Source organism: Deinococcus grandis, assembly GCF_001485435.1.
Taxonomy (GTDB): Bacteria; Deinococcota; Deinococci; order Deinococcales; family Deinococcaceae; genus Deinococcus; species Deinococcus grandis.
On record NZ_BCMS01000001.1, the window covers coordinates 208,368 to 234,073 of the forward strand.

Genomic DNA, 25,706 nt, shown 5'->3' on the forward strand with positions numbered 1-25,706 from the left:
GCAGCCTAGCGCCTGAAGGCGAAGCCTGCGTCAGGGTCCACTCACGAAGGGCTTCATGAAGGTCGCCCTGCCCAGACCACCGGAGCGGCCGGGCAGGGCGAACAGGCGAGGGCGCGTCATGCGGGTTCCGTTTGTTTCGTTAACAGATCGGAACACCGCCGATCTGCCAACTCCACGCCCGGAACCCGTTTTTCTCCCACTCGCTCCGCTCGGGTTGAAAGATTTTGCAAACCTTTCAACCGGAGTCAGTATCAGCGGTTCAGGACGCTCACGATCTCCACGTGACTCGTCTGCGGGTAGAAGTCGTGCGGGACCACCTCGCCCAGCTTCCAGCCGCGCCGCACCAGATCCCCGACGTCCCGCGCCCACGTCGCCGGATCGCACGACACGTACACCAGCCGGTCCGCCGTGCTCGCGTGAATGTGATCCCGCGCCGCCTCCTCCAGCCCCGCCCGAGGCGGGTCCACCACGATCACGTCCGTGCCCAGCTCACTGAAGCGCGCCGCGTCCCCGTTGCGGAACGTCACGTTCCCCTCGCCGGTGTTCGCCACGTCCTGCCGCCCACGCGCCAGCGCCTCCGCCGACGAATCCAGCACCGTCACCCGCCGGAAGTGCTTCGCGAGGTGACGACCGATCGCGCCCGCCCCGCCGTACAGGTCCACCGCGTGCTCGCCCTCACCGGCCAGCTGCGTCGCCCGGCGGTACGCGAGACCCGCCGCCTCCGGGTTCACCTGCGCGAAGCCCGTCGCGGACACCCGCACCTGCACCTCCCCGAACTGCTCGGTGATCTCGCCCTCACCCGCGATCAGGCGCACGCCCGCACTGAAGCGCCGACCCGCCGGCTGCGCCAGACTCACGCCCACCACCCCGGCCTCCATCAGGTGATCGCTGGCCCGCAGGAACGCCTTCGGTTCCCCCGCGCCGATCACCGCCGCCACGACCTCGCCCGTCAGGCGGCTGGCGCGGAATGCCACCTCGGTCGCCGGGTCCAGCCGCTCCGGGTCAATGCGGTCCAGCACCGCCTGAATCTGCGGCATCACCAGCGGGTCTGCGCGCACCACCAGCGGATCACTGCCGCGCCGCTCACGGTACGCCAGACCCTGCGGCGTCACGAGGTACTGCGCAGTGTTCCGGTAGCCCCACTCCTGCGGGCTGGGCACCGTCGCCGCCACCCCGTGCCGCACCTTCGCGATGCGGCTCAGGGCCTCCTCCACGAACGCCCGCTTGAAGCCCAGCTGCGCCTCGTAACTCGCGTGCGCCAGATCCGCCGTGGGCAGGTCCGGGCCGTCCACGCGGTCCGGGCTGCGGCGCAGCACCTCCACCGTCACGCCCTGACGCACGCCCTTCCCGCTGCGCACCCGCGCCGTGACCTGCTCACCCGGCAGCGCCCCCCGGACCAGCACCACGCCGGACTCGTCCCGGGCCAGCCCCAGCCCCCCGGCTACAAGTTTCTCGATTTCCAGCGTAAGCAGTGCGTCCGACATCCCCACAGCGTAGCGCGGACGACCCCCACCGCGCAGGACCGACCCCACACACGCCCCCACTGGACACGCGCCCCACGGAGTGATACATTCCCTGAGCCCTGAGGCATCAGGGGCTGTGGCGCAGTTGGGAGCGCGTCTGAATGGCATTCAGAAGGTCAGGGGTTCGAATCCCCTCAGCTCCACCAGAGTAGACCCCTCCACCCGGAGGGGTTTTTCCATGTGCCCCCTACTGGCTGAGGCGCTTTCAGCCCCGCCTGTCGCGCATTGAAAGCCTCTCGGGGCATGCTGCGGCCATGTCCGAACCCACCCAGCTGGAGAGCCTGCGCGTCACCGACGAACCCGCCGCCCGCGCCCTGCGGCAGGACACCCATCTGCTGGGTTTGTTCCTGAGTCCCGCCTCGCCCAGTGACGTGGCGGCCCGCGCCGGGATGCCCGCGAATCTCGTGGATCACCACGCGCGGCGACTGGCGGGCCTGGGCCTGCTGTTCGAGCAGCGGCGCGAGGCCGGACACGTGTACTACCAGCTGCGCGCCCGCACCTTCCGGGTAGCCAGCGACCTGCTGCCCCCGCAGGACTCGGACGGCAACGGACGGGGCGACCTGCGTGACCTCACGGACGGGTTCCTGGCGGCGTACGAGCGCTGCTGGGCCGTCATGCGTGACGGCGAGGAGGACGTGGTCGGCTTCGGGAACGAGGAGCATCCTACCGAGCCCCTGGACGACGTGACCGACCCCATCCACGTGCCCTTCCCCGCCCACCTCGACCGCCTGACGCTGCGCCTCACCCCGGAACGGTACGCGCGGCTGGCCCGCGACCTGAGTGACGTCCTGACCCGCGCCGCCGCCGAGGGCCACAGCGAGACGGGAGACTCCTGCACGCTGGCCGTGCTGGCTTTCAGCGACCCCGCGCAGCCCGCTGGAACCCTCTCCCTATCCCGCAACCTGAATACCTTCCTGGGCCTGAATCCGGCGCCGTGAGAAACCCCCGCGTGGGGCGGGGGCTGTGTGGTTACTCGTCGGCTTCGTTTTTCTTCTCGCGTTTGTAGGGGCCCTTTTCCTTCCATTTCAGGCGGACGGGAATCCCGGCGAGTTGCAGGTCCTCGCGGATGCGGTTCTGCAGGAAGCCCTCGTACGCGCGGGTGACGAAGTCGGCGCGGTTGCAGAAGATCGCGAATGTGGGGGGCGCGGTTTCCACCTGGGTCATGAAGTACATCTTGAGTTTCTTCCCGTGGAAGTTCGGGACGGCCTGACGCATCTGCCAGACTTCCAGCCAGCGGTTGAGTTCGCTGGTGGGGATGCGGCTCTGCCATTTCTCGTGGAGTTTCATGGCCTCGGCGAGCATGTCGTGAATGCCGTACTCGTTGATGGCGCTGGTGTACACGCGCGGCGCGTAAGAGATGTGGTTGAGTTTCTGGTTGAGGTCCTTCTCGACGCGTTTGAGGTCCTCGTCGGGCACGAGGTCCCATTTGTTCACGACGACGATGACGGGTTTACCGCTGTCGTACGCGAGGTTCGCGAGTTTCAGTTCGTGATCGCCGAGTTCCCCGGCGTTCAGCACCAGCCAGATCAGGTCGCTGCGTTCGATGGCGGCCTGGGAGCGCTGGATGGCGTAGTCCTCGATGGCGGTGTCGGGTTTCTTGCGGATCCCGGCGGTGTCCACGAGCACGAAGCGCTGCCCGCCGTAGTCCCATTCGACGTCCAGGCTGTCGCGGGTGGTGCCGGGCTGGTCGGCGACGATGGCGCGGTCGGTCTGGGTGATGGCGTTCAGGAGGCTGCTCTTGCCGACGTTGGGTCGGCCGATCAGGCTGATGCGGATGGGGGCGATCTCGGGGACGTCCTCGGTGTCCTCGGGCATGTGCGTCAGGACGCGGTCCATGAGGTCATCGAGGCCGCGGGCGTGCTCGGCGCTGATGGGGAGGGGTTCCCCGAAGCCCAGGCCCCACAGTTCCGCCATGTAGACCTCGTGCTTGGGGCTGTCGATCTTGTTCGCGGCGATGATGACGGGTTTGTTCAGGCGGCGCAGCCAGTCGGCGACCTCGTAGTCGGCGGCGGACAGGCCCTCGCGGGGGTCGAGGACGAAGATGATGGCCTGCGCGCCTTCCATGGCCCACTCGGCCTTCTGGCGGATGGCTTCTTCCCACTCGTCCCCGCTCCAGAGGCCCCCTGTGTCGATCAGGGTGATGCGGTGGTTGTGGTACAGCATCAGGCCTTCTTTCGCGTCGCGGGTCACGCCGGGGAAGTCGGCGACGACGGCCTCGCGGCGGCCGATGAGGCGGTTGAACAGGCTGGACTTGCCGACGTTGGGTCGGCCGACGATGGCGACTTTATGCATAGTGTCCTCCGCGCCCGTCTGGGCGACGAGCGAAGCGAGTGGGAGTTATTGCGCCCGGACGGAAGTCCGGAGGCACGGCCGGCAGGCTCGGGCCGGAGGAGTGCAGTCTGGGTGCATGGTGACGCTCCTTGTACGGTGTCGGTTCCACCCCGGGCGTCTGGGGGGTTCCGCCGAAACGGCCTGTGCCTCACGGTGAGGGGGCCTGCGACAGACGAGTCTACCGCACCGGGCCGTGCGGGCGTCGGTGCGCAAGGAACGGTTCCAGCCGGGAGAGGGGAGATGAGGCTGCATACCGCTGGATGGCGGATTGGCAGAGGTCGTGCTGCACGCATTTTTCAGGCCTATGCGCATGAGTTGACATGCGCCGCATACCGCGTTATCCTATTTTTATCACCGTCCGATAAGGGCGGATTTTTCGTTTTGATCCCGTGAGCGTGCCGCAGGTGAGGCAACCCGGGCGGTCCGGGCCGCGGAGCGTGCAGGTGTGAACACCACCCTGAATCTGAGCAGTCTGGGCGCCAGCACTGGCATCCTCGCGGCAGGCCTGATCTTCATGTACGGCGTGTGGTTGGGTCGCCGTGATCTGGGCCTGCGGGCGGCCATGGGGGTCATGGTGGCGGTCCTGATGGGCGGTCTGCTCCCCATGATCGTCATGTGGAGCGCGCCGCAACTCCTCTTCCCCAGCTCGGGTGGCCTGAGAGGGAGTGTGCTGATGGTCATCTGGAACATCGTTTCGGCGGGGTTGGCGTTCCTGCCGTGGGCGGTCGCCCTGAACTGGCTGGAGCTCCTGCGCCGCGAAGGCCCCAGTACGTGAATCGGGGCAGGGACGGTTTCGGGTGGATATCCTTGACCTCCCCTGCATACCGCGCTATAGTTCTGGACATCACCGCCCACGAGGCGGATTTTTTATTGCTGTTCCCGCCTATCCTTCCAGGGTGGTGAGGTCGCCGGGGTCCTGCCCGAGCGCCTGGGCGCGCAGGACGCGGCGCATGATCTTCCCGCTACGGGTCTTGGGCAGGGCCGTGACGACGCGGATCTCGCCGGGCGTGGCGATGGGGCCGAGTTCGCGCCGGACGTGTTCGCTGATGCTGGCGCGCAGGCCCCGCCCCACCTGATCCTCGAAACCTTTTCTGAGGATGACGTGCGCGACGATGCTCTCGCCTTTCAGGTCGTCGGGAATGCCGATCACGGCGGCCTCCGCAACGGCGGGATGGGACACCAGGGCGTCCTCGACATCCGCGCTGCCGATGCGGTGCCCGGCGACGTTCAGCACGTCGTCCGCGCGGCCCAGGATGCTGATGTACCCGTGCTCGTCCCGCACGGCGAGGTCCCCGGACAGGTACCCGGCGGGGTTCTCGTTCCAGACCTGCGCGTACTTGTCGGGGTTGCCGTGAATGCCGCGCATCATGCCGGGCGTCGGGCGGCGCAGCACGAGGTGCCCCTGCACGCCGTCCGGGAGGCTGTGGCCCTGCTCGTCGACCACGTCGGCGTCCACGCCCGCCAGGGGGCGGCCCACGAAGCCGGGCCGGGCGGGCCAGCGCGGGTGGGTCCCCAGGATCGGGGCGCCCAGTTCCGTCTGCCACCAGTGGTCGATGACGACCGCGTGCGCGCCCTCCTCCAGCCCCCCGGCGAGGTGCTCCTGCGCCCAGCGCCACGCCTCCGGGTTCAGGGCCTCGCCCGCGCAGGCGATCACGCGCAGGCTGCTCAGGTCATGGCCCTTCACGACGTCGGGGCCGAGTTTCATGAACAGGCGCAGCGCGGTGGGCGCGGTGAACAGCACGTTCACGCCGTAGCGTTCGACGGCGCGCCAGAACACGCCGGGGTCCGGGAAGTCCGGCGCGCCCTCGCGGAAGAGGACGGTCGCCCCGGCGGCCAGCGGCGCGTACACGATGTAGCTGTGCCCGACGATCCAGCCGATGTCGCTGGTGCAGAAGAACACGTCCCCGGCCCGGACGTCGAACAGCTGTCCGAGGTGGTAGGTGCTGGCGACCATGTACCCGCCGTGCGTGTGGATGACGCCCTTGGGTTTCCCGGTGCTGCCGGACGTGTACAGCACGTACAGGGGGTGCTCGGCGTTCACGGACACCGCCCCGGCGCGGCCGTGCGTGAAGAGGCTCTCCCAGGGGACGGTGCGGGCGTCGTGTTCGCGCTGGTACGTCTTGATGCGTTCCCACAGCACGAGGTGCTCCACGCCGCCCAGGTCCGCGATGGCCTCCGAGGCGATGGCGTACAGGTCCACGAGTTTCCCGCGCCGGTACCCGACGTCCGCCGTGATGACCACGCGCGCCCCGGCGTCCGTGATGCGGTCGCGCAGCGCGCCCACGCCCAGGCCCGCGTACACGACCGAGTGCACCGCGCCCAGACGGGCGCAGGCCAGCATGGCGATCACGCCCTCCGGGGTCAGGGGCATGTAGATCACGACGCGGTCGCCCGTATTCACGCCCAGCGCGCGCAGCCCGGCGGCGGCCCGCTCGACCCGTTCGTGCAGCATGCCGTACGTGATGACCTGCGCCTCCTCGGTCTCCGAGAGCCAGATCAGCGCCGCGCGGGTGCGCGCCTCGCCCCGTGCGTGGCGGTCCAGCGCGCTGAGGGTAATGTTCGTCTCGCCGTCCGCGAACCACTGCATGTGCGGGCGGTCCCAGGTCAGCCCCGTCGTGGGCGCCTTCGTCCACTCGAAGGCGCGGGCCTGCGCCAGCCAGAACGCGTCCGGGTCGCGGCGGGCGGCCTCGATGTCGCCCTCGGGGTCGCTGTTCAGGCGGCGCAGCACGGACTCGGGCACGAACCAGCGGTCAGGGCGATGGGCATCCGTCATGGGTGAAACCTCCGTGGGGGAGCGGCGTCGGATTGTGCGTGCCGCTCAGTGTATAGGGGTTGTGGGAGGTGGGATGTGGGTTGTCGGAAAAGATTAAAAAACACCGTTGTAGCAGGCATGCCGGGCGACCTGCCGTTCCCACATCCCACAACCTACACCCCACAACCAAATTATGCTGAAAGCATAATCCGTGCTATACTTTTCTTGTGAAGAACGTACCCCTGACCCTCGGTTTCGGCACCGTCCGGCTGCCTGTCAGCGCGGACGGCCTCCTCCACGCGGCGGCGGCCCTGACGCAGCTGGGCGTCCCCGAAGACGCGTACAGCGCCACCCTCGCCGCGCACGACCTGACCCCCGACACCGCCGACTTCGGCGCCGGTCCGGAAGACGCCCTGAGCGTCCCCGCCTTCACCGCGCTGTGCTTCGCGCTGGACACCACCCAGGCCCGCCGCTGGCGGAAGCGCGCCCAGGACCTCCTGACCGGCGCCCTCCAGGGTGACGTGCGCCTCGCCGCCAGCATCGCCGAACGCAACCCGGACCCCGAAGCGCGCCGCTGGCTGGCCGCGCGCCTGGACAGCACCCACGCCCGCCGGGAACTCATGAGCACCGTCGCCCGGCACGGCGGCGCCGGGAACGTGTACGGGCAGCTGGGCAGTATCAGCAACCGCAGCGTCCTGGGCACCGACAGCGCCACCATCCGCCGGGAACGCGGCGTGAAACACACCCGCGACGGACTGAGCAGCACCGAACTGCTGCGCCTCGCGTACCTCGACGCCGCCACCGCCCGCGCCATCCAGGACCGCGGCGCGCACGGCAACGCCGCCATCCTGCGGGTGCACGAGCACCTCGCCCGGCACGAGCGGCAGGGCTGGGACGGCGCGCAGCCTCCCCAGGCCGGATAACCCGGGAACGGGGGCGGCGGGTGGACGCGCAAGTCCCCCGCCGCCCTCATGCAGTCCCGCTAGAATCCGGCACGTGCCGTCACTCCTGATCCGCCTCGTTCTGGCCGAGGTCACGCGCTGGTACGCGGCGGGCGTCGCGCTGTTCCTCGCGCTGCAACTCACGGACGCCCTGAGCAGCACCGTCGCCAACCTCCTCACGTACAGACCCCCCCTGAGCACCGCCGCCGGAGCCTTCCTGAGCCTCGCGCCCAGCTTCCTGAACCGCAGCCTCGTCCTGGCCGTGCCCTTCGCGATCCTGCTCGCGCTGGCGCGCATGCAGAGCGACAACGAACTCAAGGCCATCAGCGCCGGCGGCGTGCCGCCCCTGCGACTCGTGTGGCCCCTCGCGCTGCCGTTCCTGCTCGTCGCGGCCGTCACGTACGGGAACGCCAACCAGTTCGCGCCGCAGGGCATGGCCCGCTGGTGGAACACCTGGTACGGCGTGTACAACATGACCCCCCCACCCCCCGAACAGCTGCGCTACACCTACGCCCCGCCCGGCGCGCTGTACTACGCCGGGAAGGTCATCACGCCGCCCGGCAGCGACGAGGCGCAGCTGCAGGGCGTCATGGTGCAGCGCGGTCAGACCATCCTGACCGCCAGCACCGGCACCTGGAACACCCGCACGCGCACCTGGACACTCCTGGCGCCCTGGGAAACCCGCCCCGGCCAGTCCCCCCGCGCCCTGACCGGACCGGTCACCGTGCCGCAGACCGACCGCCTGCGCCCCGCCATTATCGAGGTGGAACAGACCACCACCCCGGTCCTGCGGGGGCGCGCCGCCGACCCCGGCCTGCCCGGCACGGACCGCCGCGAGGCCGCGTTCACCGTCGCGCAGCGCACCGCCGACCCCGTCACGCCCGTCATCTTCGCGCTGGCCGCCGGGGCGCTGGGCCTGCTGCTGCGCAACCGCGCCGCCGCGTTCGGCGCCGTGCTGGTCTTCCTGGTGGGCTTCTACGCCCTGTGGACGACCATGCCCGGCCTGGCGCGCGCCGGGGCGGTGCAGCCCGACCTGGCCGCCTGGACGCCGAACCTCGCGTTCCTGATCCTCGCCGCCGCGCTCGCCTGGAGGCTCCGGTGACCCGCCCCGCCACCCCGCGCGCCCCACGAGCCGCGCCGCGCCTGAAGACCTTCGAACGTTACGTCCTCGCGGAGATCGCGCCGCTGCTGTTCGGCGCACTGGCCGCCGTGATCGCCCTGCTGGTCGTCGCCAGCCTGGAACGCTACCTCGCGCCGCTGCTCGCCAAGGGCGCCCCACCCCTCCTGGTCGCGCGGCTGCTCGCCCTGAACGTCCCCGAGGCCGCCGCCCGCGCCCTGCCCATCGCCCTGATGTTCGCCGTACTGCTGGGGCTCTCGCGGCTGGCCGCCGACAGCGAGATCAAGAGCGCCCTGGCCGCCGGGATTCCCGCCACGCGCCTCTACCGCCCGGTGCTGATCCTCGGTGGGGTCGTCACCGCGCTGGCCTTCGCGCTCGGCGAGGGCCTCGTGCCCCGCGCGCAGACGCAGATCGGGGAAGTGCAGCGGCAGATCGTCCTCGCCAACCCCCGCGTCCTGGGTCTGGACGGGCAGAACGTCGTCCTGCGCGACGCGCTGGGCCGCGCCATCAGCATCGGGCAGATCCTCCCCGGCGGGGAACTGCGCGACCTGCGCATCGTCACCATGCAAGACGGCCTGCCCCCCCGCGAAGTCATCACCGCCCGCGAAGGCCGCCTCGTGCCCGGCAGCACCACCCTCACCCTGAAAGGTGGGCAGCGCGTCACGTACCAGGACGCCCGCCCCGTCACCATCCTCAGCTTCGAGACCGGCACCCTGCCCCTCCAGGACACCGGCACCGACCTCGGCAGCGCCGCACAGGCCCGGCCCGTCAACGACCCCCTGCCCGCCTTGTGGGCGCGCCTGAGCACCTACCGCGCCCAGGGCATCCAGGCGCCCGCCGAGTTCACCGCGCTGCACCAGAAATTCGCCGCGCCCCTCGCCGCGCTGGCCCTCGCGTTCTTCGGCGTCAGCCTCGCCGTGTTCAGCTTCCGCAGTGGCCGCAACGTCGGCTTCGTCTGGGCCCTCATGCTGACCTTCGCGTACTACGCCACGTACAGCGTCTTCAACGTCATGGGCGAGAAGGGTGCGCTGCCCGGCGCCGTCGCCGCGTACGCCCCCGACCTCGTCGCCGTCCTCGCGGGCAGCCTGCTGCTCTGGCTCAGCGCCCGCCGGTAAGCCGACAGGGGAGATGTGGCGCGCACTGGTCCGGTACGCTGAGCGGCGTGCCCTTCACCGTATCGGACGTCGAGGTTGAACATGTTGCGCACTCATTGATTCAGGCGGCTGGCGGAGAGGCCAATCTGGAGTCCTTCTTCGGTGCGTTGATCCGGCAGGCGATTGACGAGGTCGTCGACGGACCCCGCACGGGCCGCATCCAGTACTCCAGCCTCACGCCCGAAGAGAAGAAGTACGTGGGGACCAAGTTGGAGATCATTCTCCGCAACGAACTCGAGTACCCCAGAGGTCGGCTGCTCGACCTCGACGTGCAGGGCATCGAGGCGGACATCAAGTGGAGCCAGGGCAGCGCCTGGATGATCCCCAGGGATTACGACGACACTACCCGGCACAGCCGCCCCCCGGTCTGCCTGCTGATCGGCACGCACATGGAAGACAGCCTGGAATTCAACGTGGGAGTGGCCCGCGCAAACCTGATCACGGGCGGGAGAAACCGCGACGGGAAGGGAAGCCTGCGGGCCAGCCATGTGGATCAGGTGGTCGGCTCGACCGCCACCTGGCTCGTCCGCCGGGGTCAGCTGGCCCCGACCTTCCTGGCCACCCTACCCGGAGCGGCGGTGGACCGCATCATGGCTGCACGCAAAGGCCAGGCGCGTGTCAATCAGCTGTTCACGGAGACGGTGGGACGCCCGGTGCCGCGCAGCGCCGTGGAGACGATGGCGCAGCAGAAAGACCCGCTGCGGCGCACGCGGCAGGACGCCTCACGGTCCACCGCGAGTGCCCTGCCGTTCCTGGTCCTGTCGGGCGTCTGGAAGGCCCATCAGGAGGCCGCCCGGCAGCTCACCGGGCACACCCTGAAGAAAGACGAGCTGATGGCCGTCTCGCACGAGGCGCTGGCGAAACTTCCCGCTGAACTCCTGAGCCGCGTCCGGAAGGAGCCGTAGGTCAGATGGCGGCGGTCAGGGCTTCCTGTCGCTGCCCAGCTCTGATGGACCGGTGAATCTGCGCGCCGACCGCCGCCGCCACGGGCGGGGGGAAGGCGTTGCCCACCTGACGGTAACTCGCGGTTTTCCGCCCAGCGAAGGCCCAGTCGTCCGGGAAGCCCTGCAGGCGGGCGGCCATGCGGACCGTCAGGTGCGGCATGCCCTCATGGTCGGGTCCCGGTGCCTCGTTGGCCAGCAGGTGGCCGTTGACGCCCAGCGCAGCCCAGGCCCGCTTCGAGCGGGTCGGTCCCAGGTCGGCCCCGCCGTGTTTCTTGCTGCCGCCCACGATGGTGGGGGCAATCGTGTTGGCACCCTGCGCCCAGGCCTGAGCACCGGCCCACCCGCCGGCCGCCATCAGGTCTTCCAGCGTCTGTCCGACGGTGGGTGCCGGTGTCGCCGAGGGTTCCGGCCAGTGGAATGCCGGGGCGAGGTGGGGCCGCAGGGCCACGAGGATCACGCGTGGCCTGAGTTGAGGCACGCCGTGGTCACTGGAGTTGAGCAGGTTCCACTGCACCCGGTAGCCCAGCGCTTCGAAGCCTCCGGTGATGTACTGGCGGTACTCGGCGAACTTGGGGTCCAGCAGGCCCCGGACGTTCTCCAGCATGACCGCCTGTGGTTGGCACTCGCGGGTCAGGCGGATGGCTTCCGGGAACAGGTCGCGGTCGTCGTGCTGACCGTGCTGCTGGCCGCCGTGGGAGAAGGGCTGGCAGGGGGGACCGCCGGCCAGCAGGTCGATCTGTCCGGCGTAGGGTGTGGCGTCGAAGTCCCGGAGATCGGCCTGGATCACGTTCCACTCGGGTCGGTTGAGCCGCAGGGTGTTCACGGCGTGCGGGTCGATCTCGACGAGGCAGGCGTGCTCGAACCCCGCTGCCTCGAGGCCCAGCGCCTGTCCACCGGCCCCGGCGCAGATTTCCAGCGAGGTCAGGGGTGTGGTCGTCATAGCTGTCCCATCATGGCTGATGGAAACGGTCTGCGTGGTGTGGTGGGGCATCCTCGATCAGCATTATACATAACCATTGGTTAAGTAGATGTGATCGGGGATCGACGCTGCCGGACTTCGTAGGGCCGGATCGTCCCCAGCTCAGCTCCCTGAGCGACCCGGTACTGCCCGGGCGTGCGACCGGCACGCGGCTGAACCGCCACGATCGCCCCCGTCGTGATCATGTGCCGCAGGGCTGTCGTCGCTTTCGGGAAGGACACGCCGAGCGCCTGGACCAGTGTCTCCACCCGCAGTTCTCCAGGGGCGCTCTGGACATACAGCCAGATCAGCTTGCAGAGCGTGGGGTACCCATGCAGGGCAGGGGGGAGAACCAGCCCCGCTGTGTCAGCCCTGTCCATCACCCATCACCCATCAACTGTCCGCTCCGGCCACCTGCGTGGCCTGGATGGCGGTCAGGGCGATGGTGTACACGATGTCGTCCACGAGCGCGCCGCGTGACAGGTCGTTCACGGGTTTGCGCAGGCCCTGGAGCATGGGCCCCACGGCGACGACGCCGGCGGCGCGCTGCACGGCCTTGTAGGTGGTGTTGCCGGTGTTCAGGTCGGGGAAGATGAACACGGTGGCGCGGCCCGCGACGGGACTGCCGGGGGCTTTCTGCTGCCCGACCGACAGGACGCTGGCGGCGTCGTACTGCATGGGGCCGTCGACCAGCAGGTCCGGGCGGCGCTGGCGGACGAGGGCGGTGGCGGCCTTGACCTTCTCGACGTCCTCGCCGCTGCCGGATTCCCCGGTGGAGTAGGACAGCATGGCGACGCGGGGGGTGATGCCGAACGCGCGGGCGCTGTCGGCGCTCTGGATGGCGATGTCGGCGAGTTCCTCGGCGTTCGGGTTGGGGTTGATGGCGGCGTCGCCGTACACGAGCACCTGTTCGGGCATCAGCATGAAGAACACGCTGCTGACGAGTTTCGAGCCGGGTGCGGTCTTGATGAGCTGCAGCGCGGGCCGCACGGTGTTCGCGGTGGTGTGGATGGCGCCGGACACGAGGCCGTCCACCTCGCCCAGCGCGAGCATCATGGTGCCCAGCACGACGGTGTCCTCCAGTTGCGCCTCGGCCTGTGGGGCGGTCAGGCCCTTGCTCTTGCGCAACTCGACCATCGGGGCGACGTACAGCGCGCGGATGGTGTCCGGGTCGAGGATCTCCAGCCCATCGGGCAGCGTGAGGCCCTGTCCCTCGGCCACCTGCCGCACCCGCTCGGGCTTGGCGAGCAGCACGGGGCGGGCGATGCCCTTCTCGACGCAGCGGATCGCGGCCTTCACGGTGCGCGGCTCGTCCCCCTCGGGCAGCACGATGCGTTTGGCGGCCGCGCGGGCCTTCTGGATCAGCTCGTAGCGGAACGCGCTGGGCGGCAGGCGGCGCTCGCCGTCCAGCGGGGCGCGCAGGCGCGTGCCGAGCGGCACGGTGTCCAGCCGGTCAGCGATGAAGTCCAGCATGCGGTCCATCCGCTGCGGGTCGTCGTGCGGCACGCGCGCGTCCAGCCGCGAGAGGCGCGAGGCGGTCTCGAACGAGTTCGTGTTCACCCGCAGGACCGGCAGGGTGCTCCCCAGCGCGGCGCGGCACAGCCGCTCGATGCTCTCCTCGGGGCCGCTGCCGGACGTGAACATCAGCCCAGCCAGCGGCACGCCGCTGAGGTGCGACAGCGCGGCGGCCATGATGACGTCCTCACGGTCGCCGGGCGTGACGACCAGCGCGCCCGGCACGAACAGGTGCGCCATGCGCGGCACCGTGCGGGCCGTCACGACGGTGCTCGTCACGCGGCGCACGGCGGCCTCGCCCTCGTTCACCACGTCGGCGCGCAGGTGCCGCGCGATATCCAGCGTGCGCGGCGCGTTCAATCCCGCCGACTGCGACACGACGCCCAGCAGCGGCAGTTCCCCGCTGGCGAGCACGCGGCTGCGCGAGCGCAACTCGGCCATCAGCGTGCCGTAGTCCAGTCCGGGCGGGGCGAAGTTCAGCACGTACCCGCTGAGGCCCGAGCCGTCGCTGCGCCGGTACGCCTGCGCGGCGATCTCCAGCTCGTCGGCCAGTTCGCCCGGCGTGACGCCCGCCAGACTCGACACCAGCACCGTGTCCGCCTGGAGGTTCCGCGCGAGGCTGGCGTTCAGCGCCCCGGCGTACGTGTTCCGTTCGTTCAGCGCCAGACCCTCGGCGATCAGGACGTCCGCGCCGCCCTGCGTGACCTCCTGCGCGAGGGCCACGACGCTCTCCATCAGGTCCTCCTCGCCCCCGTGGCTGAGCTGCTCCTCGGCCAGCGCCAGCGCGATCGGGTCGGGCACGCTCAGGTGCGCCAGCGCCCGCGCGAAATGCACGCTGTCGTCGGTGCTCAGCTCGTGCGTCTGCGCGATGGGTTTCAGGAACGCGACCTTCAGGCCCTGCCGTTCCAGCGCCCGCGTGAGGCCCAGCGCCGTGCTGCTCAGGCCCACGCCGTTGCGGGTCGGGGCGACAAACAGGGTTTTCATGCGTTCACCTCTTCCGCCAGCAATTCCTGGGTCTGCTGCGCGATCATCAGTTCCTCGTTCGTGTTCACGACCAGCGCCGCCAACGTCCCCGGCGCGCTGATCACGCCGGACTGCCCGCGCACCGCCGCCGCGTTCGCCGCCTCGTCCACCCGGGCGCCCAGCACCGCCAGCCGCGCGAGCACCGCGCCGCGCACCCAGGCGCTGTTCTCGCCGATGCCGCCCGTGAACACCAGCCCGTCCACCCGGCCCATCGCCGCCGCCATCCCCGCCATCTGCTTGGCGAGGCGGTGCACGAACACGTCCAGTGCCAGCCGCGCCCCCGCGTGCCCACGTCCCGCGGCTTCCTCCAGCTCACGCATGTCGTTGCTCAGGGCTGAGAGGCCCAGCAGGCCGCTCTCACGGTTCAGCGCGGCCGTCACCTCCGACAGGCTCAGACCCGCCTGCCGCGCGATGTAATCATGCAGGCCCGGATCCACGTCCCCGCTGCGGGTCCCCATGACCAGGCCCTCCAGCGGCGTCAGGCCCATGCTGGTATCCACGCTGCGGCCACCCTGCACCGCGCACACGCTGCACCCGTTCCCCAGGTGCGCCGTCACCAGATTCAACTCCGCCAGCGGTCGCCCCAGCAGATCAGCCGCGCGGGCCGCCACGAACGCGTGACTCGTCCCGTGAAACCCGTACCGCCGCACCCCATGCTGCCGATACCAGTCGCCCGGCACCGCGTACCGGAACGCGACCTCCGGCATGCTCTGATGGAACGCCGTGTCGAACACCGCCACGTGCGCCGCCTCCGGGAACGCCGCCTGCGCCGCCTCGATCCCCGCGATGTTCGCCGGGTTGTGCAGCGGCGCCAGCGGCACGCACGCCCGGATCTCTGCCAGCACCTCCGGCGTGATCAGCGCCGGAGCACTGAACCGCTCCCCGCCGTGCACCACCCGGTGCCCCACCGCACCCACGCCCGCGCGCACGCTCAGCTCATCCAGCGCACCCGCGATCACCGCGAACGCCTCCGCGTAACTGCCGCCCCCCAGATCCACCGCGCGCCGCACGCCGTCCACGTCCAGCCGCGCCGACGCGCCCGCCGACCCCAGCCGCTCCGCCAGCCCCGACAGCCGCACCTGCCCACCCTGCACGTCCAGCAACGCGAACTTCACGCTGCTCGACCCGCAATTCAGCACCAGAGTCCACATGCGCCCATTCTGACAGTGGGCACAGGGACGCGCGGCCCCCGAATCCTCAGCCTTCACCCCGCAGATGGGCCACGATCCCCTCCAGATCCGACGGCGTCAGGTTCTCCATCAACCACCCTGCATCCACCAGCTCGCCCTCCGCCCGCGCGTTCAGCACCTCCACCAGCACACCCAGCACCCTTGACATCACCGCGTCCTCGGGCACGCCCTCCCCGGCCTCCGCCAGCCGCTGCTCCTCCGCCAACGACAACGGCAACGACGAAAACGACAACTCATTGATCGAAAACGCAGGACGACGAACAGCCTGACGGCCAAATTTGATGGTCTGTGTCATAAGAACTCCTCTGAATTGAAAATCAGGCGTCGCGGAGGAATTCCACGCCACCCGTCCGGTCACCCTGGAACTGCTTTGCCTGGAGAATGGACTCCTGCTCGGACTGAAGTTGCTGCTTGCCCGTCAGGAGACCCGGATTCATCTTGATGCGCTCAGTGCTGTCCAGCATCACCTGATACAGCGCCGCCAGGGTCGCCGTGAAGATGGGCCGCGCCTCCGTACCCGCCGTCAACGTCCCGGAAATCGCCAGTTCGGAGATACCGTCGTTGAAACAGTAAGAGGCCGTGTGAAGTGGGAGTTTGCGGTATGCCGCTGCGAAATAGTGAGGCGTGAGTGCATTACGATCACCACGTGCCAGATTCTCGAAGTCATTGAAGCCGCATCTGAGGACAAATTCGTGAGGAACGGCGACGAGGCTGACAACGACATTCGCTCCTCCCAGATCGAACGTGACATGACCATCCGTCTGATTGGTAACTGGACACCTCCGGACTTTCCGCAGATAGAACAGGAGGGCTTCTGTCGCGTTGTTGAACTTCCTGCCATCACAGTAGAACTGCAGATCATCGTCCGACCATGGGCGAGATTCTGAACCACACAGAAAGTACTCGAATGCCGACAGCATATTATAGACATGTTTCTCTGGACGAGCTTGATACTGCATCAGTTGATTGAATCTGACCAATCCCATCCCTTCGTGTGCGTCAACAATCAGAGTCATATGCTTGAATTGTTTTTGGGTCAGCTGATTGTAAAAATAGGCTGGTGAATCATATTCAGATCGTATGTCGAACGAGGCCTGAGCCTCCAGCCAATGGTCGTCCAGTGCGCGGCGCACATTAACAGTAAAATTCCCCAACTGTAGTGAAAACTCATTGGTACTAACTGAAATTATAGACTCGTGCGCCTCGCAGTAATCGAGGGCTGCATCGAAGGCAGAACCTGTGAACGATGTGGCAGCGACAAATTTTTTTCTTTTCCAGAACATAGCTGTTGCGGCCACCTCCGGGTAGTACGAGAATTTGCAAGCATATCTGCTGTGAGTCTGAGAACGAATGGTAGTGAATGTGGTTCTAAACGCACATGTCAGGCGTCGCGGAGGAATTCCACGCCACCCGTCCGGTCGCCCTGGAACTGCTTTGCCTGGAGAATGGACTCCTCCTCGGACTGAAGTTGCTGCTTGCCCGTCAGGAGGCCCGGATTCATCTTGATGCGCTCGGTGCTGTCCAGCAGCACCTGATACAGCGCCGCCAGGGTCGCCGTGAAGATGGGCCGCGCCTCCGTACCCGCCGTCAACGTCCCGGAAATCGCCAGTTCGGAAATGCCGTTCCTGAAGCAGTACGAGGCGGTGTGAAGGGGGGCTTTCCGGTACGCTGCCGCGAAGTAATGAGGTGTGAGCGCGCTCTGATTGTCGTGAAGGAGCTTTTCAAAATCAGAAAATGCATATCTGATGGTAAACTCATGCGCAAGCTCCCCGGTCCCAATCAGGGCGTGTGCTCCAGCCGTATTAAAAGCAATATATTTGTCCTCTATACTTTCCACTCTGCTTCGCCTGACGTGCTTCATGTAATGAATGAGGGCCTGGGTTGCATTTTCAAAGGACTTGCCTCCACAAATGAACTTGAGCTCTTCCGGGGGGTAGATCCTTGAATCCCGATTATGGAAGAAATAGTCATAAGTGGAGAGCATGTTTCTAACGAGCATCTCTGGACTTCCTTGATGCCGCATCAACTGGCTGTAACGAGCGATTCTCTGGTTTGGCAGAACATCGAGGAGCATGGTCAGATGTTTAAATTGTGAGTCGGCGTGCTCTTGATAGGCTCTGGCCACACTGTCCTGATATTCAACGTCGTAGTAAGCGCGGGCCGTCAACCACCCGTCGTCCTGATTGCGGTAGATGCAGACCGTGTGACCGTCAAGCTGAACGTGAATCTCTGAGTCGGTGCGGTGAGTCACCGTTTCGTGCTGCTCGCAGTAGCGGACAGCGCAGTCGAAAGCGGAACCCATGTAGGGAGGAGCGGCGACAAATTTTTTTCTGTTCCAGAACATAATCAGGGGGTGGCGACCTGTGGCGCGTCTTCGAGTTGTACGGGATCGTTCATGCCACTGGCCCCGGCCCCCGCATTGACCGCTTTGGCACCGTCGGTTGCGCCTGCGCCCAGGGCTTTTTCACTCAGGTAGTCGGGGTTGAAACCCAGCGAGTTCAGGACGGCGTCGGTCATCACCTTCTGGCCGTTGACGGGTTGTTGTTCCCCGTCAGGTTTGAGGGCTTCGGTCTTCACGGCCAGTGCCGCGCCCTTGGCGGCCTCGTTGCTCACGGAACTGAGCAGGTGACCCGTACCGACGCCCTGGCTGATGGCCTTGCTCCACCCGGCGTCCTTTTCCAGGATGGTGCGGTAGGTGGCTCGGGGTCCGGCCGTCAACAGGTTGCCCGTGCCTCGCAGGACTCGGCGTGCCATGGACTCGCCACGCTGGCGGGGCGCGCCGAACGCAGCCCGGGCGAGGTCTTTCCCGGAGGCGCGCAGGGCCGCCTTGCGGGCTTCGCTGGCGATGGGGCGGGCGACCAGCCGGTGGTTGGTCTTCACGAGCCCCTGCGCGACGAGTTCCCTCAGTTTGTCCTGCTTGAATCGCGTGGGGAGTTTCAGTTGCGAGGCCAGTGTCAGCACCTCCCGGTGGTCCATGGCGGCCACCCGGTCACGTGCCACGGTGAACTGCCGGGTTCTCAGTGCCTTCCGGCCACCCAGCAGCGATCTGATGTCCCTGGTCGCACGACCGGCCACACCGGCACTGCCGTAGAGGCTCTGTTGCATGTCCGTCCAGGTTTCCCTGGCCAGCTTGGCGTTGTACTGCTTCATGTCCTTCCAGACCAGATCAAGGCGGTTCATAAGGTCGCGCTGACCCATCCGCGAGGTGTTACCGAGTGCTGCACGTGAACTGGCATTCGCTGTGATTCGCCGTCCTATCAGGCGTCGTGCACCCTGGGCGAGCCCCTGTCCTGCGGGTCGCAGGGCGTACCGGCCCAGGTTTCCGGCGGCCCCTTTGACAATGCCGCCAGCGAGCGCGCCGCCGGGCCCCATGACGAGGCCCAGCGCGCCGTCGAGGGCCATGGTTTTGGGATCGAGAACGCCGCGCATCAGCGGTAACTTGTCCTTGTACTTGTCGTCGGTGCGCATGACGGCGTTCTGCGTCAGGCGTCCCAGGGCACCTCCGGCGACGCTGCCCGCAGCCATGATCAGCAGCGGCGCGGCGAGCCCGCCGGTCAGGCCCGTCAGGAGGGCCGCGCCTGCCGTGACGCCCACTGTGACGGCCAGGCGGGCCAGGGTGGCCTTGCCTTCGGTGGAGGAAGCCCATTTCCACGCTTCGGAGGCCTTGCCCTTGGCGGCGTTCCAGAGGCCTCTGGCGCCGCCCTGTTTGATGGCCTGGAAGGCGGTCAGGGCGGCGCCTCCACCGAGGAGAAGGGCGGTGGCGGGGCGGCTTTTCAGAAATCTGCCCAGGCCACCCTTGGTGGTGCGCAGGGCGCGGGTGGCGGTGGCACCGATGCGGCGCCGGATACTCTGGGCTCTGGCCCTGGCGGCTGTCTTCACGTCGGCGATTCGGGTTTTTGCGACGGTGGCTGCGGTGCTCAGCCGTGTCTCGACGCGCTGCCTGAAGGCCTGAGCGCGCAGCCGGGTGCGCTGCGCCTGGGTTTTGATGCCGTCGACAATGCCTGTCGCCACTTTCTTGAGGGTCTGGCCGGCGGCTCTGGCTGTGTCGCGCACATGCAGCGCGGTGACCGAGGCCGCCTGACGCAGGGCGCCGGTCACCGCGCGCGCCCGGTGGTGAAGACGCTGTTTCGTGTTGGCTACTGCGGTGGCAGCACGGAAGGCCAGCTGGTGGGCGCGTGTGCGCAACTGGGTGGCCTGCCTCCTGACCTGCTGCGCTGCTGCGCGGGCCTTCGTCTTGACGTTCTGCAAGGTCTGCCGCCCGTACTCGCGCGCGGTCTGTCCTGCCTTCGTGATGCTCGCGCTGACCTGTGCGCGGAGCTTCTGTGCGGTTCTCAGGGTCTGACTCGCGGATTGACGTGCGGCCCTGATTGCCGGTGCGGCGGTCTTCTTCACGCGGGCAACTGTCTTCTGGACGCGCTTCTGAGTGGCTTTCTGGACGTTCCTGACAGCGCTCTTGAGGCTGGCGGCGGCGCTGCCCGTCAGTTTCTTCAGGTCGCCCAGGCCCCAGCGTTGCACGGTGGGGGCGGCGGGTGTGGTGGGGGCAAGGAGGGCCGCGCGGGGCCTGGGGGTGTGTTTCGTGCCGAACTGCGGGCCGCTCTGCGCGAGTTTCGCACCCATACTGCGCGCTTCGGCTTCCAGTCCGGCGTCCGGGTCGATGCCGCGCCCGACGCGCCCCTGGCTCTGCTGCACCGTGTGCGTCACCTCGTGCGCCAACAACTCCAGCCCGCCACGCGTGTTCGGGTCGAACCGTCCCGCCTGGAAGAAGATGTCCGTGCCCGTCGTGAACGCCAGCGCATTCACCCCTTTGGCCAGTGTGTCCGCTTCCGAGTCGTCGTGAATCCGCACGCGGCTCAGGTCATGATTCAATCCCTGCTCCAGATGCCGCTGGATCGCTTCCGGCAGGGGGTTCCCCGCGCCACGCCTGGCCTGGATGCGGTGCAGGACAGGCTGGGTGGCCTCGGCGTCCAGTTCCGCCAACTGGCGTTGTAGGGACGCGAGGGTGTCGAAGTTCAGGACCGCCTGCTCCTGCGCCATCTGACGGTGCAAGGCTTCATCCGTTGCGCGTTGGAGGGGCACTCGCTCAGCAGGAGGGACGAGGCCCAGGACCACGCGGGACACCGGGGCACTCAGCGCGTGGCGTTGCAGGGTGGCGAGGTGCGCGCCATAGGTGGCGTAGCGGGTGGCGGGTTCGCCCCGGTCCATGCGGAAGCCCTGACTCAGGGACTGGGCGACCTGCCGCTGGAGGGTCTGGAACTCCCCGAAGGTGCGGGTGTCCAGCCGCTGCCCCTCGACGCTCTCGGCTCGGTGGCGCATGACGGTGGCCCAGTCGGACGGCGTGACAGGCCGTGCGGGGACCGGCATCTGGGCGTGCCGCTGGAAAGACTGGACTTCACCCAGGGCGGTGACCTGCTGCTGCACACTGGCGCGGGCACCCGACAGGCGGGCCTCCTCCTGCCGCTGGAGTGTGGCGGCGCGCAGGACGGGCCGGGCGGCCTGACCCTGCGCGCGGACGGGCGTGCTCAGGAACCGCTGCAAGGGCGCGGCGAGCGGCAACGGGTGGAACTGTTCGGGTTCCCCGGCGTGCCGGGTGCTGGATCTCGGAATGTTCCTGGTGCGCGTGGCGCCCTGACGCTCAAACATGACCTGTCCTCCGCAATGAGGTTGACAATAGGTCATTTCGGCGGGACGGTCACGCGACATTGACCGGCAGACCCGTTCCGGCCGCGAGGTGGCCGGGACGGGTCTGCCTGATGCCGGGATTCAGCTCTGGCCGGTGTCGAGCCAGGGGCCGACCTGTTCGTCGAGGTCCGTCCAGTTCAGGGCGCGGCCCACGCGCCACTCGCCGGGGGTGCTGCTGCGCGCGGACCAGACGTGCGAGGCGTCGCCCATGTCGAGCCGGTGCAGGCCCAGCGCGCTGGCCTGTTGCAGCAGGGCGCCCATGCCCTGCGCGGCGAGCGTGTGGACGCCGTGCTGGATCTGGCCCTGCACGAACAGCCACGTCTCGACCGGTTCGGCCGGGGTGGTCCCGGTGAACGCGAAGGGACTGCCGGTGGCGGGTGCGGGGTCGGGGGTGGGGGGGCGGGCGTGGTGACGGGGGCGGCGCCGCCGGAGAGCAGCGTGTCGAACAGGGACGCGGCGCTGGCGGCGGGGGTGGGGGCCGGTGCGGGCGCCGGGGTGGGAGTTGCGGGGGTGGGCGCTGCGGGGGTGGGTGCGGCGCCGCCCGTGAAGCCGAACGGGTCGGTGCGCGCGGCGATGGCCGGGCCGGGGTCGGTGTCCAGGATGCTGCTCTCCTGGAAGTCGAACACGTCCAGCAGGCCGCTCAGGGCGTCCTGGCCGAAGGTGGCGGTGACTTCCTGCGCGGCGCGGTACTCGGCGTGCGCCTCGGCGAGTAGCGCCTCGGCGTCGTGCAGGGTCTGCTCGTAGCGTTCGCGGGCCTGGGCGCTCATGCGGCCCAGGCGGCGCTGGGCGCGCAGCGTGTCGGCCAGTCGGCCCAGGCTCTGGGTGGTTTCCCCGGCCAGTCCGCGGACCATGTCGTACTCGCGCACGACCCGGTCGGCGCGGGCGTCGAAGTCCTCGCGTTCCTGCGCGGCGGCGCCCATGCGGCGTTCCAGGCGCGTCCAGAGGTCCGTGATGTCCACCCCGGCGCCCTGCGTGAGGGCCGCGCGGGCCTGCGCGAGCAGCGGCGCGAGTTCCTCGCTGGCGCCGGGCACGTTGCGCGCCGAGCGTTCGATGTCCAGCAGTTCACGCTGCGTTTTCAGCTGCTGCGCGGCGTTCACGCCGGCGGCCAGCGCGGCCTGCATGCCGGCCAGTTCCTGCAGTTCGTCCGTGGCGAGGCTGCCGCTGTCGAGCAGGTGCCGCGCGGAGTCCAGCGCGATGCGCATGTCGGCCGTGGCGGTCGCCTGGGCCAGCGCGTCCTCCAGGCGGGCCAGCTGGGCGCGCTGTTCGCTCAGGGTGCGTTCCCGCTCGACTTTCAGCTGGGTGCGCCAGTCCTCGACGAGTTCCGCCGTCAGCTGCCCCTGGCCGTGCAGGGCGCGCTGGCGGTCGTGCTGTTCGCGCAGGTCCGCGCGGCTGTGCAGCAGGGCGGTGTACTCGCGTTCGGTCAGGTTCAGCTGCTGCGCGGCGTGTTCCTGTTCCAGCGCCAGCACGCGCGCCTGCGCGTCCGGGTCGAGAATCGTGGCGCTCGTGGGGATGACCGCCTGATCGGACGGGACGGTCTGCACGACCGACGATTCCAGCAGCTTGCGGAGGTTGAAGGTGATCGTGCGGGCGCGTTCCACCTCGCCGGGCAGCAGCGTGCCCTGTTTCTGCGCCTCGTCGATCTGCCCGATCAGGGTGTCCAGGCGGCGGACGTCCTTGCCGCCCATGCCCTGCACCCGCTCGAACGCCGCGCGGAGTTCCGCGAGGTCCTGGCCCTGCTCGATCAGGCCCTCCTGCAGGCGGCGGTCCATGGTGTCGATCAGGTTCTGCGCCTCGCGCACCAAGTCGCCCACGTCCCGGCCGTCCTTCTCCTCCTGCCGGGCGACGGTCAGCACGCCGCGCAGGCGCTGCGTTTCGGGCCAGTCGAAGTACAGCGAGAAGCGCCGCGCGGCCTCCTCCAGCGCCGGAATCTGACTGCCCTGCGCGGGCAGCAGACGTTCCTGCGTGGCCTTGATCAGCTCGCCCAGCACCTCGGAGACGCGTTTCTTCGCCAGTGGGGCGGGCACGCTGAGCTGCAGGCGCTTGAAGACCTCTTTTTTCAGGATGTCTTCAAGGGTCGCGACGTCGAGCAGTTCCAGGGTGGACCCGCGCGTCTGCGCGGCCTCCTGAAGGATGCGTTCCAGCGCGCGGGGCGACACGAGGTCGCCGAGCATCTGGACGGGTAAACGGTGCAGGCTGGCCATCAGACGTCCTCATCCCAGTCGATCACGGTGTGTTGAGCGGTGGTGTGTGTGCTGCCCTGGTCGCCCAGCAGCCCGAACTGCAGGCACAGGCCCCGGAACCCGAAGGCGAGCAGGCCCAGCGCGCCCAGCGCGAGCAGCGCCCACACGGGCAGCGCGTACGCGCCCTGCGAGAGCGTCACGTTCGTCAGGCCCGCCAGGGCGCCGCCGCCCAGCGCGTCCCCGAGCGCGCCCAGGAACCCGAACACGCCCTCCAGGAACAGCGGGAGCAGCAGCAGCACCAGTCCGGCCGTGATGGCCCGCCAGTACACGTTGCGGCCCCCGAACGCCAGGTTCAGCAGGTACAGCGGCGCGGCCACGCCCACGCCCAGCAGCAGGAAGATCAGGGCGCGCACCCAGCCGCTGAACCACCCGGCGGTACCCAGGGACGCGCGGTCCAGCGCGCTGACCGCTTCGCCCCGCGCGGCCCGCTCGGCGTTCGCGAGGCCCGCGATCAGGGCCTGCACGTCGCTGGGGCGCGGCGCGGCGCGGTTCTGCGCGCCCTCCAGCGCCCGCTGCAGCGTCAGGTACTCGGCGGTGTCGCGCAGGGGGGTGCCCGCGCGGGCCAGTTGCGTGCTGGCGTCCTGCAGCGCGGCGCGGGCGGTGACACCGTCGGCGTGCCCGCTGGCGGCCAGGGCGCGGCCCAGCGCGGCGTACACCGCCTCGGCGCCGGGGGCCCGCGTGGCGCCCGGCGCGCCCGGCGTCGCGGGCGCGGTGCCCGGGATGGTGGCGGGCGCGCTGCCCGGCGTTCCACTGCCCTGCGCCCCACTGCCCTGCGCCCCACTGCCCGGGGTGGCGGGCGTGGTGACCGGCGTGCCGCCCGCGGGGGTGCCGGTCGCGGGCCGGGCGGGCGTCAGTGCGGGCGGCTGGGCCAGCGTCTGCGCGAACACCTGCGTGCCCCGCCGCAGCGTCCCCAGCGACGAGGTCAGGCCCGCCGTGTCCCCGGACGTCAGCTGCCGCAGCGCGTCCCCGAACTGCGAGAGTTTCAGGTCGCCCGCACTGGCGGAATCCTGCACCACCGTGAACCACCCGGTCGCGCGCGCCAGGTTCACGTACGACCCGGTCGTCTGCCGCGCCTGCGTCGCCTGGAGGGCCGCGCTGACCTTCTGCACCGCCGCGCGCTGCAACCGCCACGCGACGCGTTCCAGCCGCCCGGCCTTCGCGTCGGCGTTCAGGGCGCTGGCCGCGTCGCCGGTCAGGCCGAACTCCCGCGTCAGCAGCATCAGCTGCGAACTGGCGTTCGCGGGCTGCGCGCCCAGCGCCGCGAGGCTCTGGTCGTACAGCGCCTTGCGCATCAGGCCGCGCGCCAGCTGCACCTGCGCCTCCAGTTCCGCCGGGGTGCGCGCCAGCGCCGCGCGGCTGCGGCCCAGCGCGTCACGCAGCCCACTCACGATCTGCTGGTTGCGCAGCGTGGGCGCCAGTTCATCCAGCGCCTGCCCGGCCGCGTCCAGGCGGTTCAGGGCCTGCTCGGCCGACTGCGCGCGCATCTGCACCGCGCCTTCCAGACTGCCGGCCAGCGCGCTGTACGCCGTGAGGTTCTGCGCGCCCGCCGCGCCCATCAGGGCCGCCGTCACCCACGCCAGTCCGGACCGGCGCAGCCGCGCGCCCGTCACGCCGCGCGTCACGCGGCCACCTTGATCTGCTGCAGTTCCACCAGGAGTCTCCCCACGTTCGCCTGCGAACTGGCGATCACCGCCACGCAGTGCTCGCCCAGCGGGCACACGCACACCGTCTGCCCGCCCAGGTCCGCCGAGAGCAGCCGCAGCGCGCGCTTCTGGAACAGCATCGCGCTGGCCGCCACGACGCCCGCCAGGCTGTTCGCGTCCCGCACGGCCCGCACGCGCAGCACCTCGCCGCTCGCGCGGCAGACCATCACGCCCTGCACGCCACTCAGGCGCCCCAGCGTCTGGATCAGCGTGTCCTGGTCCATGGTGGTGTTCAGGTCGTACGAGCGGCCCGGGAGGCCAGCGGCGTACTCGGGATCGTCGAATTCGAAGTCGTCGGCACCCAGGCCCAGGTCGTTCCACATCTCGGTGTCCGGGGCGTCATCCCAGGTGGCGCTGGGGCCACTCTCGATGAACAGCGTGGGCGCCTTGGGGTACCGGTCGGCCATCTGTGCGGACAGCGCGAGCAGTTCCCGGCGGGCGCGGGCGGCGGGCATCACGGTGCTCAGGCGGGACAGCAGCGGCCCGGAGAGCATGCGCTGCATCTCCTGGGCACTCACGTTCTCCGGCAGCAGGTTCTGCTCGCGCAGCACCGACCGCACCATCGTTTCGGCCGCCCGCTCGGAGACCACGCCAGCCAGGGCGCGGACGGTCATGGTGTACACAGCGTTCGTCATG

19 protein-coding genes and 1 tRNA gene are annotated in these 25,706 nt (G+C 69.1%); 7 read left to right on the forward strand and 13 right to left on the reverse strand.

Annotation, left to right across the window (positions count from 1 at the left end; genetic code table 11):
- Positions 1-251: 251 nt before the first annotated feature.
- A complete protein-coding gene (locus DEIGR_RS01115; RefSeq protein WP_058974539.1) occupies positions 252-1,484 on the reverse strand; it encodes a class I SAM-dependent RNA methyltransferase in 1,233 nt (410 codons plus the stop codon).
- A gap of 109 nt (positions 1,485-1,593) precedes the next feature.
- On the opposite strand from DEIGR_RS01115, the gene DEIGR_RS01120 reads away from it, so the two are divergent.
- Together DEIGR_RS01120 and DEIGR_RS01125 are read left to right on the forward strand one after the other, a co-directional pair.
- Positions 1,594-1,669, forward strand: a tRNA-Ala gene (locus DEIGR_RS01120).
- Between the two features lie 108 nt (positions 1,670-1,777).
- Positions 1,778-2,461: a winged helix-turn-helix domain-containing protein gene (locus DEIGR_RS01125; RefSeq protein WP_058974542.1), complete on the forward strand. Its 684-nt coding sequence runs from the start codon at positions 1,778-1,780 to the stop codon at positions 2,459-2,461.
- A gap of 31 nt (positions 2,462-2,492) precedes the next feature.
- Here DEIGR_RS01125 and der read toward each other — a convergent pair whose 3' ends face one another.
- Positions 2,493-3,815, reverse strand: a complete 1,323-nt coding sequence (gene der, locus DEIGR_RS01130; protein WP_058974544.1) for a ribosome biogenesis GTPase Der — start codon at positions 3,813-3,815, stop codon at positions 2,493-2,495.
- 484 nt (positions 3,816-4,299) lie between these two features.
- On the opposite strand from der, the gene DEIGR_RS01135 reads away from it, so the two are divergent.
- Complete coding sequence (locus DEIGR_RS01135) at positions 4,300-4,629, forward strand: hypothetical protein (protein ID WP_058974546.1); 330 nt, start codon at positions 4,300-4,302, stop codon at positions 4,627-4,629.
- Between the two features lie 108 nt (positions 4,630-4,737).
- Here the strand turns inward: DEIGR_RS01135 and DEIGR_RS01140 are convergent, their stop codons facing one another.
- Complete coding sequence (locus DEIGR_RS01140; RefSeq protein ID WP_058974548.1) at positions 4,738-6,627, reverse strand: acetate--CoA ligase; 1,890 nt, start codon at positions 6,625-6,627, stop codon at positions 4,738-4,740.
- 206 nt (positions 6,628-6,833) lie between these two features.
- Here DEIGR_RS01140 and ddrC point away from each other — a divergent pair, with 206 nt between their 5' ends.
- The 4 genes from ddrC to DEIGR_RS01160 all read left to right on the forward strand — a co-directional run bounded on the left by ddrC (position 6,834) and on the right by DEIGR_RS01160 (position 10,723).
- The gene (gene ddrC / locus DEIGR_RS01145) at positions 6,834-7,529 is read left to right on the forward strand and encodes a DNA damage response protein DdrC (RefSeq protein WP_058974550.1); all 696 of its coding nucleotides are present in this window, start codon (positions 6,834-6,836) and stop codon (positions 7,527-7,529) included.
- A 73-nt stretch (positions 7,530-7,602) separates the two neighbouring features.
- Positions 7,603-8,649: an LptF/LptG family permease gene (locus DEIGR_RS01150; RefSeq protein WP_058974552.1), complete on the forward strand. Its 1,047-nt coding sequence runs from the start codon at positions 7,603-7,605 to the stop codon at positions 8,647-8,649.
- A gap of 41 nt (positions 8,650-8,690) precedes the next feature.
- Entirely contained in the window at positions 8,691-9,779 is a 1,089-nt protein-coding gene (locus DEIGR_RS01155) for an LptF/LptG family permease (RefSeq protein WP_058978468.1), read from the forward strand.
- Between the two features lie 47 nt (positions 9,780-9,826).
- Positions 9,827-10,723, forward strand: coding sequence for a NaeI family type II restriction endonuclease (locus tag DEIGR_RS01160; protein ID WP_058974555.1), 897 nt, complete (start codon positions 9,827-9,829; stop codon positions 10,721-10,723).
- 1 nt (position 10,724) lies between these two features.
- Here DEIGR_RS01160 and DEIGR_RS01165 read toward each other — a convergent pair whose 3' ends face one another.
- From DEIGR_RS01165 to DEIGR_RS01215, 10 genes are all read right to left on the reverse strand, one after another.
- Entirely contained in the window at positions 10,725-11,702 is a 978-nt protein-coding gene (locus tag DEIGR_RS01165) for a DNA cytosine methyltransferase (protein ID WP_058974557.1), read from the reverse strand.
- Between the two features lie 411 nt (positions 11,703-12,113).
- Positions 12,114-14,219, reverse strand: a complete 2,106-nt coding sequence (gene pta / locus DEIGR_RS01175) for a phosphate acetyltransferase (protein WP_058974561.1) — start codon at positions 14,217-14,219, stop codon at positions 12,114-12,116.
- Entirely contained in the window at positions 14,216-15,409 is a 1,194-nt protein-coding gene (locus tag DEIGR_RS01180; protein ID WP_058974563.1) for an acetate kinase, read from the reverse strand. Before DEIGR_RS01180 ends, pta begins: the two co-directional genes overlap by 4 nt.
- 46 nt (positions 15,410-15,455) lie before the next feature.
- Complete coding sequence (locus DEIGR_RS01185; RefSeq protein ID WP_153013579.1) at positions 15,456-15,743, reverse strand: hypothetical protein; 288 nt, start codon at positions 15,741-15,743, stop codon at positions 15,456-15,458.
- Positions 15,744-15,765: 22 nt separating this feature from the next.
- Complete coding sequence (locus tag DEIGR_RS20155) at positions 15,766-16,731, reverse strand: hypothetical protein (protein ID WP_153013580.1); 966 nt, start codon at positions 16,729-16,731, stop codon at positions 15,766-15,768.
- Between the two features lie 98 nt (positions 16,732-16,829).
- Positions 16,830-17,792, reverse strand: a complete 963-nt coding sequence (locus DEIGR_RS01195; protein WP_058974570.1) for a hypothetical protein — start codon at positions 17,790-17,792, stop codon at positions 16,830-16,832.
- 2 nt (positions 17,793-17,794) lie between these two features.
- Positions 17,795-21,088, reverse strand: coding sequence for an eCIS core domain-containing protein (locus tag DEIGR_RS21160; protein ID WP_058974571.1), 3,294 nt, complete (start codon positions 21,086-21,088; stop codon positions 17,795-17,797).
- 176 nt (positions 21,089-21,264) lie between these two features.
- The gene (locus tag DEIGR_RS21015) at positions 21,265-23,328 is read right to left on the reverse strand and encodes a coiled-coil domain-containing protein (RefSeq protein ID WP_169796842.1); all 2,064 of its coding nucleotides are present in this window, start codon (positions 23,326-23,328) and stop codon (positions 21,265-21,267) included.
- Positions 23,328-24,989, reverse strand: coding sequence for a hypothetical protein (locus DEIGR_RS01210; protein WP_236704619.1), 1,662 nt, complete (start codon positions 24,987-24,989; stop codon positions 23,328-23,330). Before DEIGR_RS01210 ends, DEIGR_RS21015 begins: the two co-directional genes overlap by 1 nt.
- Entirely contained in the window at positions 24,986-25,705 is a 720-nt protein-coding gene (locus tag DEIGR_RS01215) for a roadblock/LC7 domain-containing protein (protein WP_058974575.1), read from the reverse strand. Before DEIGR_RS01215 ends, DEIGR_RS01210 begins: the two co-directional genes overlap by 4 nt.
- Position 25,706 lies beyond the last annotated feature (1 nt).

Excerpts from the sequence above, each read along its gene's own strand:
- DEIGR_RS01185 (WP_153013579.1), bottom strand. The coding sequence starts at position 15,743 with ATGACACAGACCATCAAATTTGGCCGTCAGGCTGTTCGTCGTCCTGCG.
- DEIGR_RS01215 (WP_058974575.1), bottom strand. The coding sequence starts at position 25,705 with ATGACGAACGCTGTGTACACCATGACCGTCCGCGCCCTGGCTGGCGTG.
- DEIGR_RS21160 (WP_058974571.1), bottom strand. The coding sequence starts at position 21,088 with ATGTTTGAGCGTCAGGGCGCCACGCGCACCAGGAACATTCCGAGATCC.
- DEIGR_RS01195 (WP_058974570.1), bottom strand. The coding sequence starts at position 17,792 with ATGTTCTGGAACAGAAAAAAATTTGTCGCCGCTCCTCCCTACATGGGT.
- pta (WP_058974561.1), bottom strand. The coding sequence starts at position 14,219 with ATGAAAACCCTGTTTGTCGCCCCGACCCGCAACGGCGTGGGCCTGAGC.
- DEIGR_RS21015 (WP_169796842.1), bottom strand. The coding sequence starts at position 23,328 with ATGGCCAGCCTGCACCGTTTACCCGTCCAGATGCTCGGCGACCTCGTG.
- DEIGR_RS01115 (WP_058974539.1), bottom strand. The coding sequence starts at position 1,484 with ATGTCGGACGCACTGCTTACGCTGGAAATCGAGAAACTTGTAGCCGGG.
- DEIGR_RS01125 (WP_058974542.1), top strand. The coding sequence starts at position 1,778 with ATGTCCGAACCCACCCAGCTGGAGAGCCTGCGCGTCACCGACGAACCC.
- DEIGR_RS01180 (WP_058974563.1), bottom strand. The coding sequence starts at position 15,409 with ATGTGGACTCTGGTGCTGAATTGCGGGTCGAGCAGCGTGAAGTTCGCG.
- DEIGR_RS01165 (WP_058974557.1), bottom strand. The coding sequence starts at position 11,702 with ATGACGACCACACCCCTGACCTCGCTGGAAATCTGCGCCGGGGCCGGT.
- der (WP_058974544.1), bottom strand. The coding sequence starts at position 3,815 with ATGCATAAAGTCGCCATCGTCGGCCGACCCAACGTCGGCAAGTCCAGC.
- DEIGR_RS01140 (WP_058974548.1), bottom strand. The coding sequence starts at position 6,627 with ATGACGGATGCCCATCGCCCTGACCGCTGGTTCGTGCCCGAGTCCGTG.
- DEIGR_RS20155 (WP_153013580.1), bottom strand. The coding sequence starts at position 16,731 with ATGTTCTGGAAAAGAAAAAAATTTGTCGCTGCCACATCGTTCACAGGT.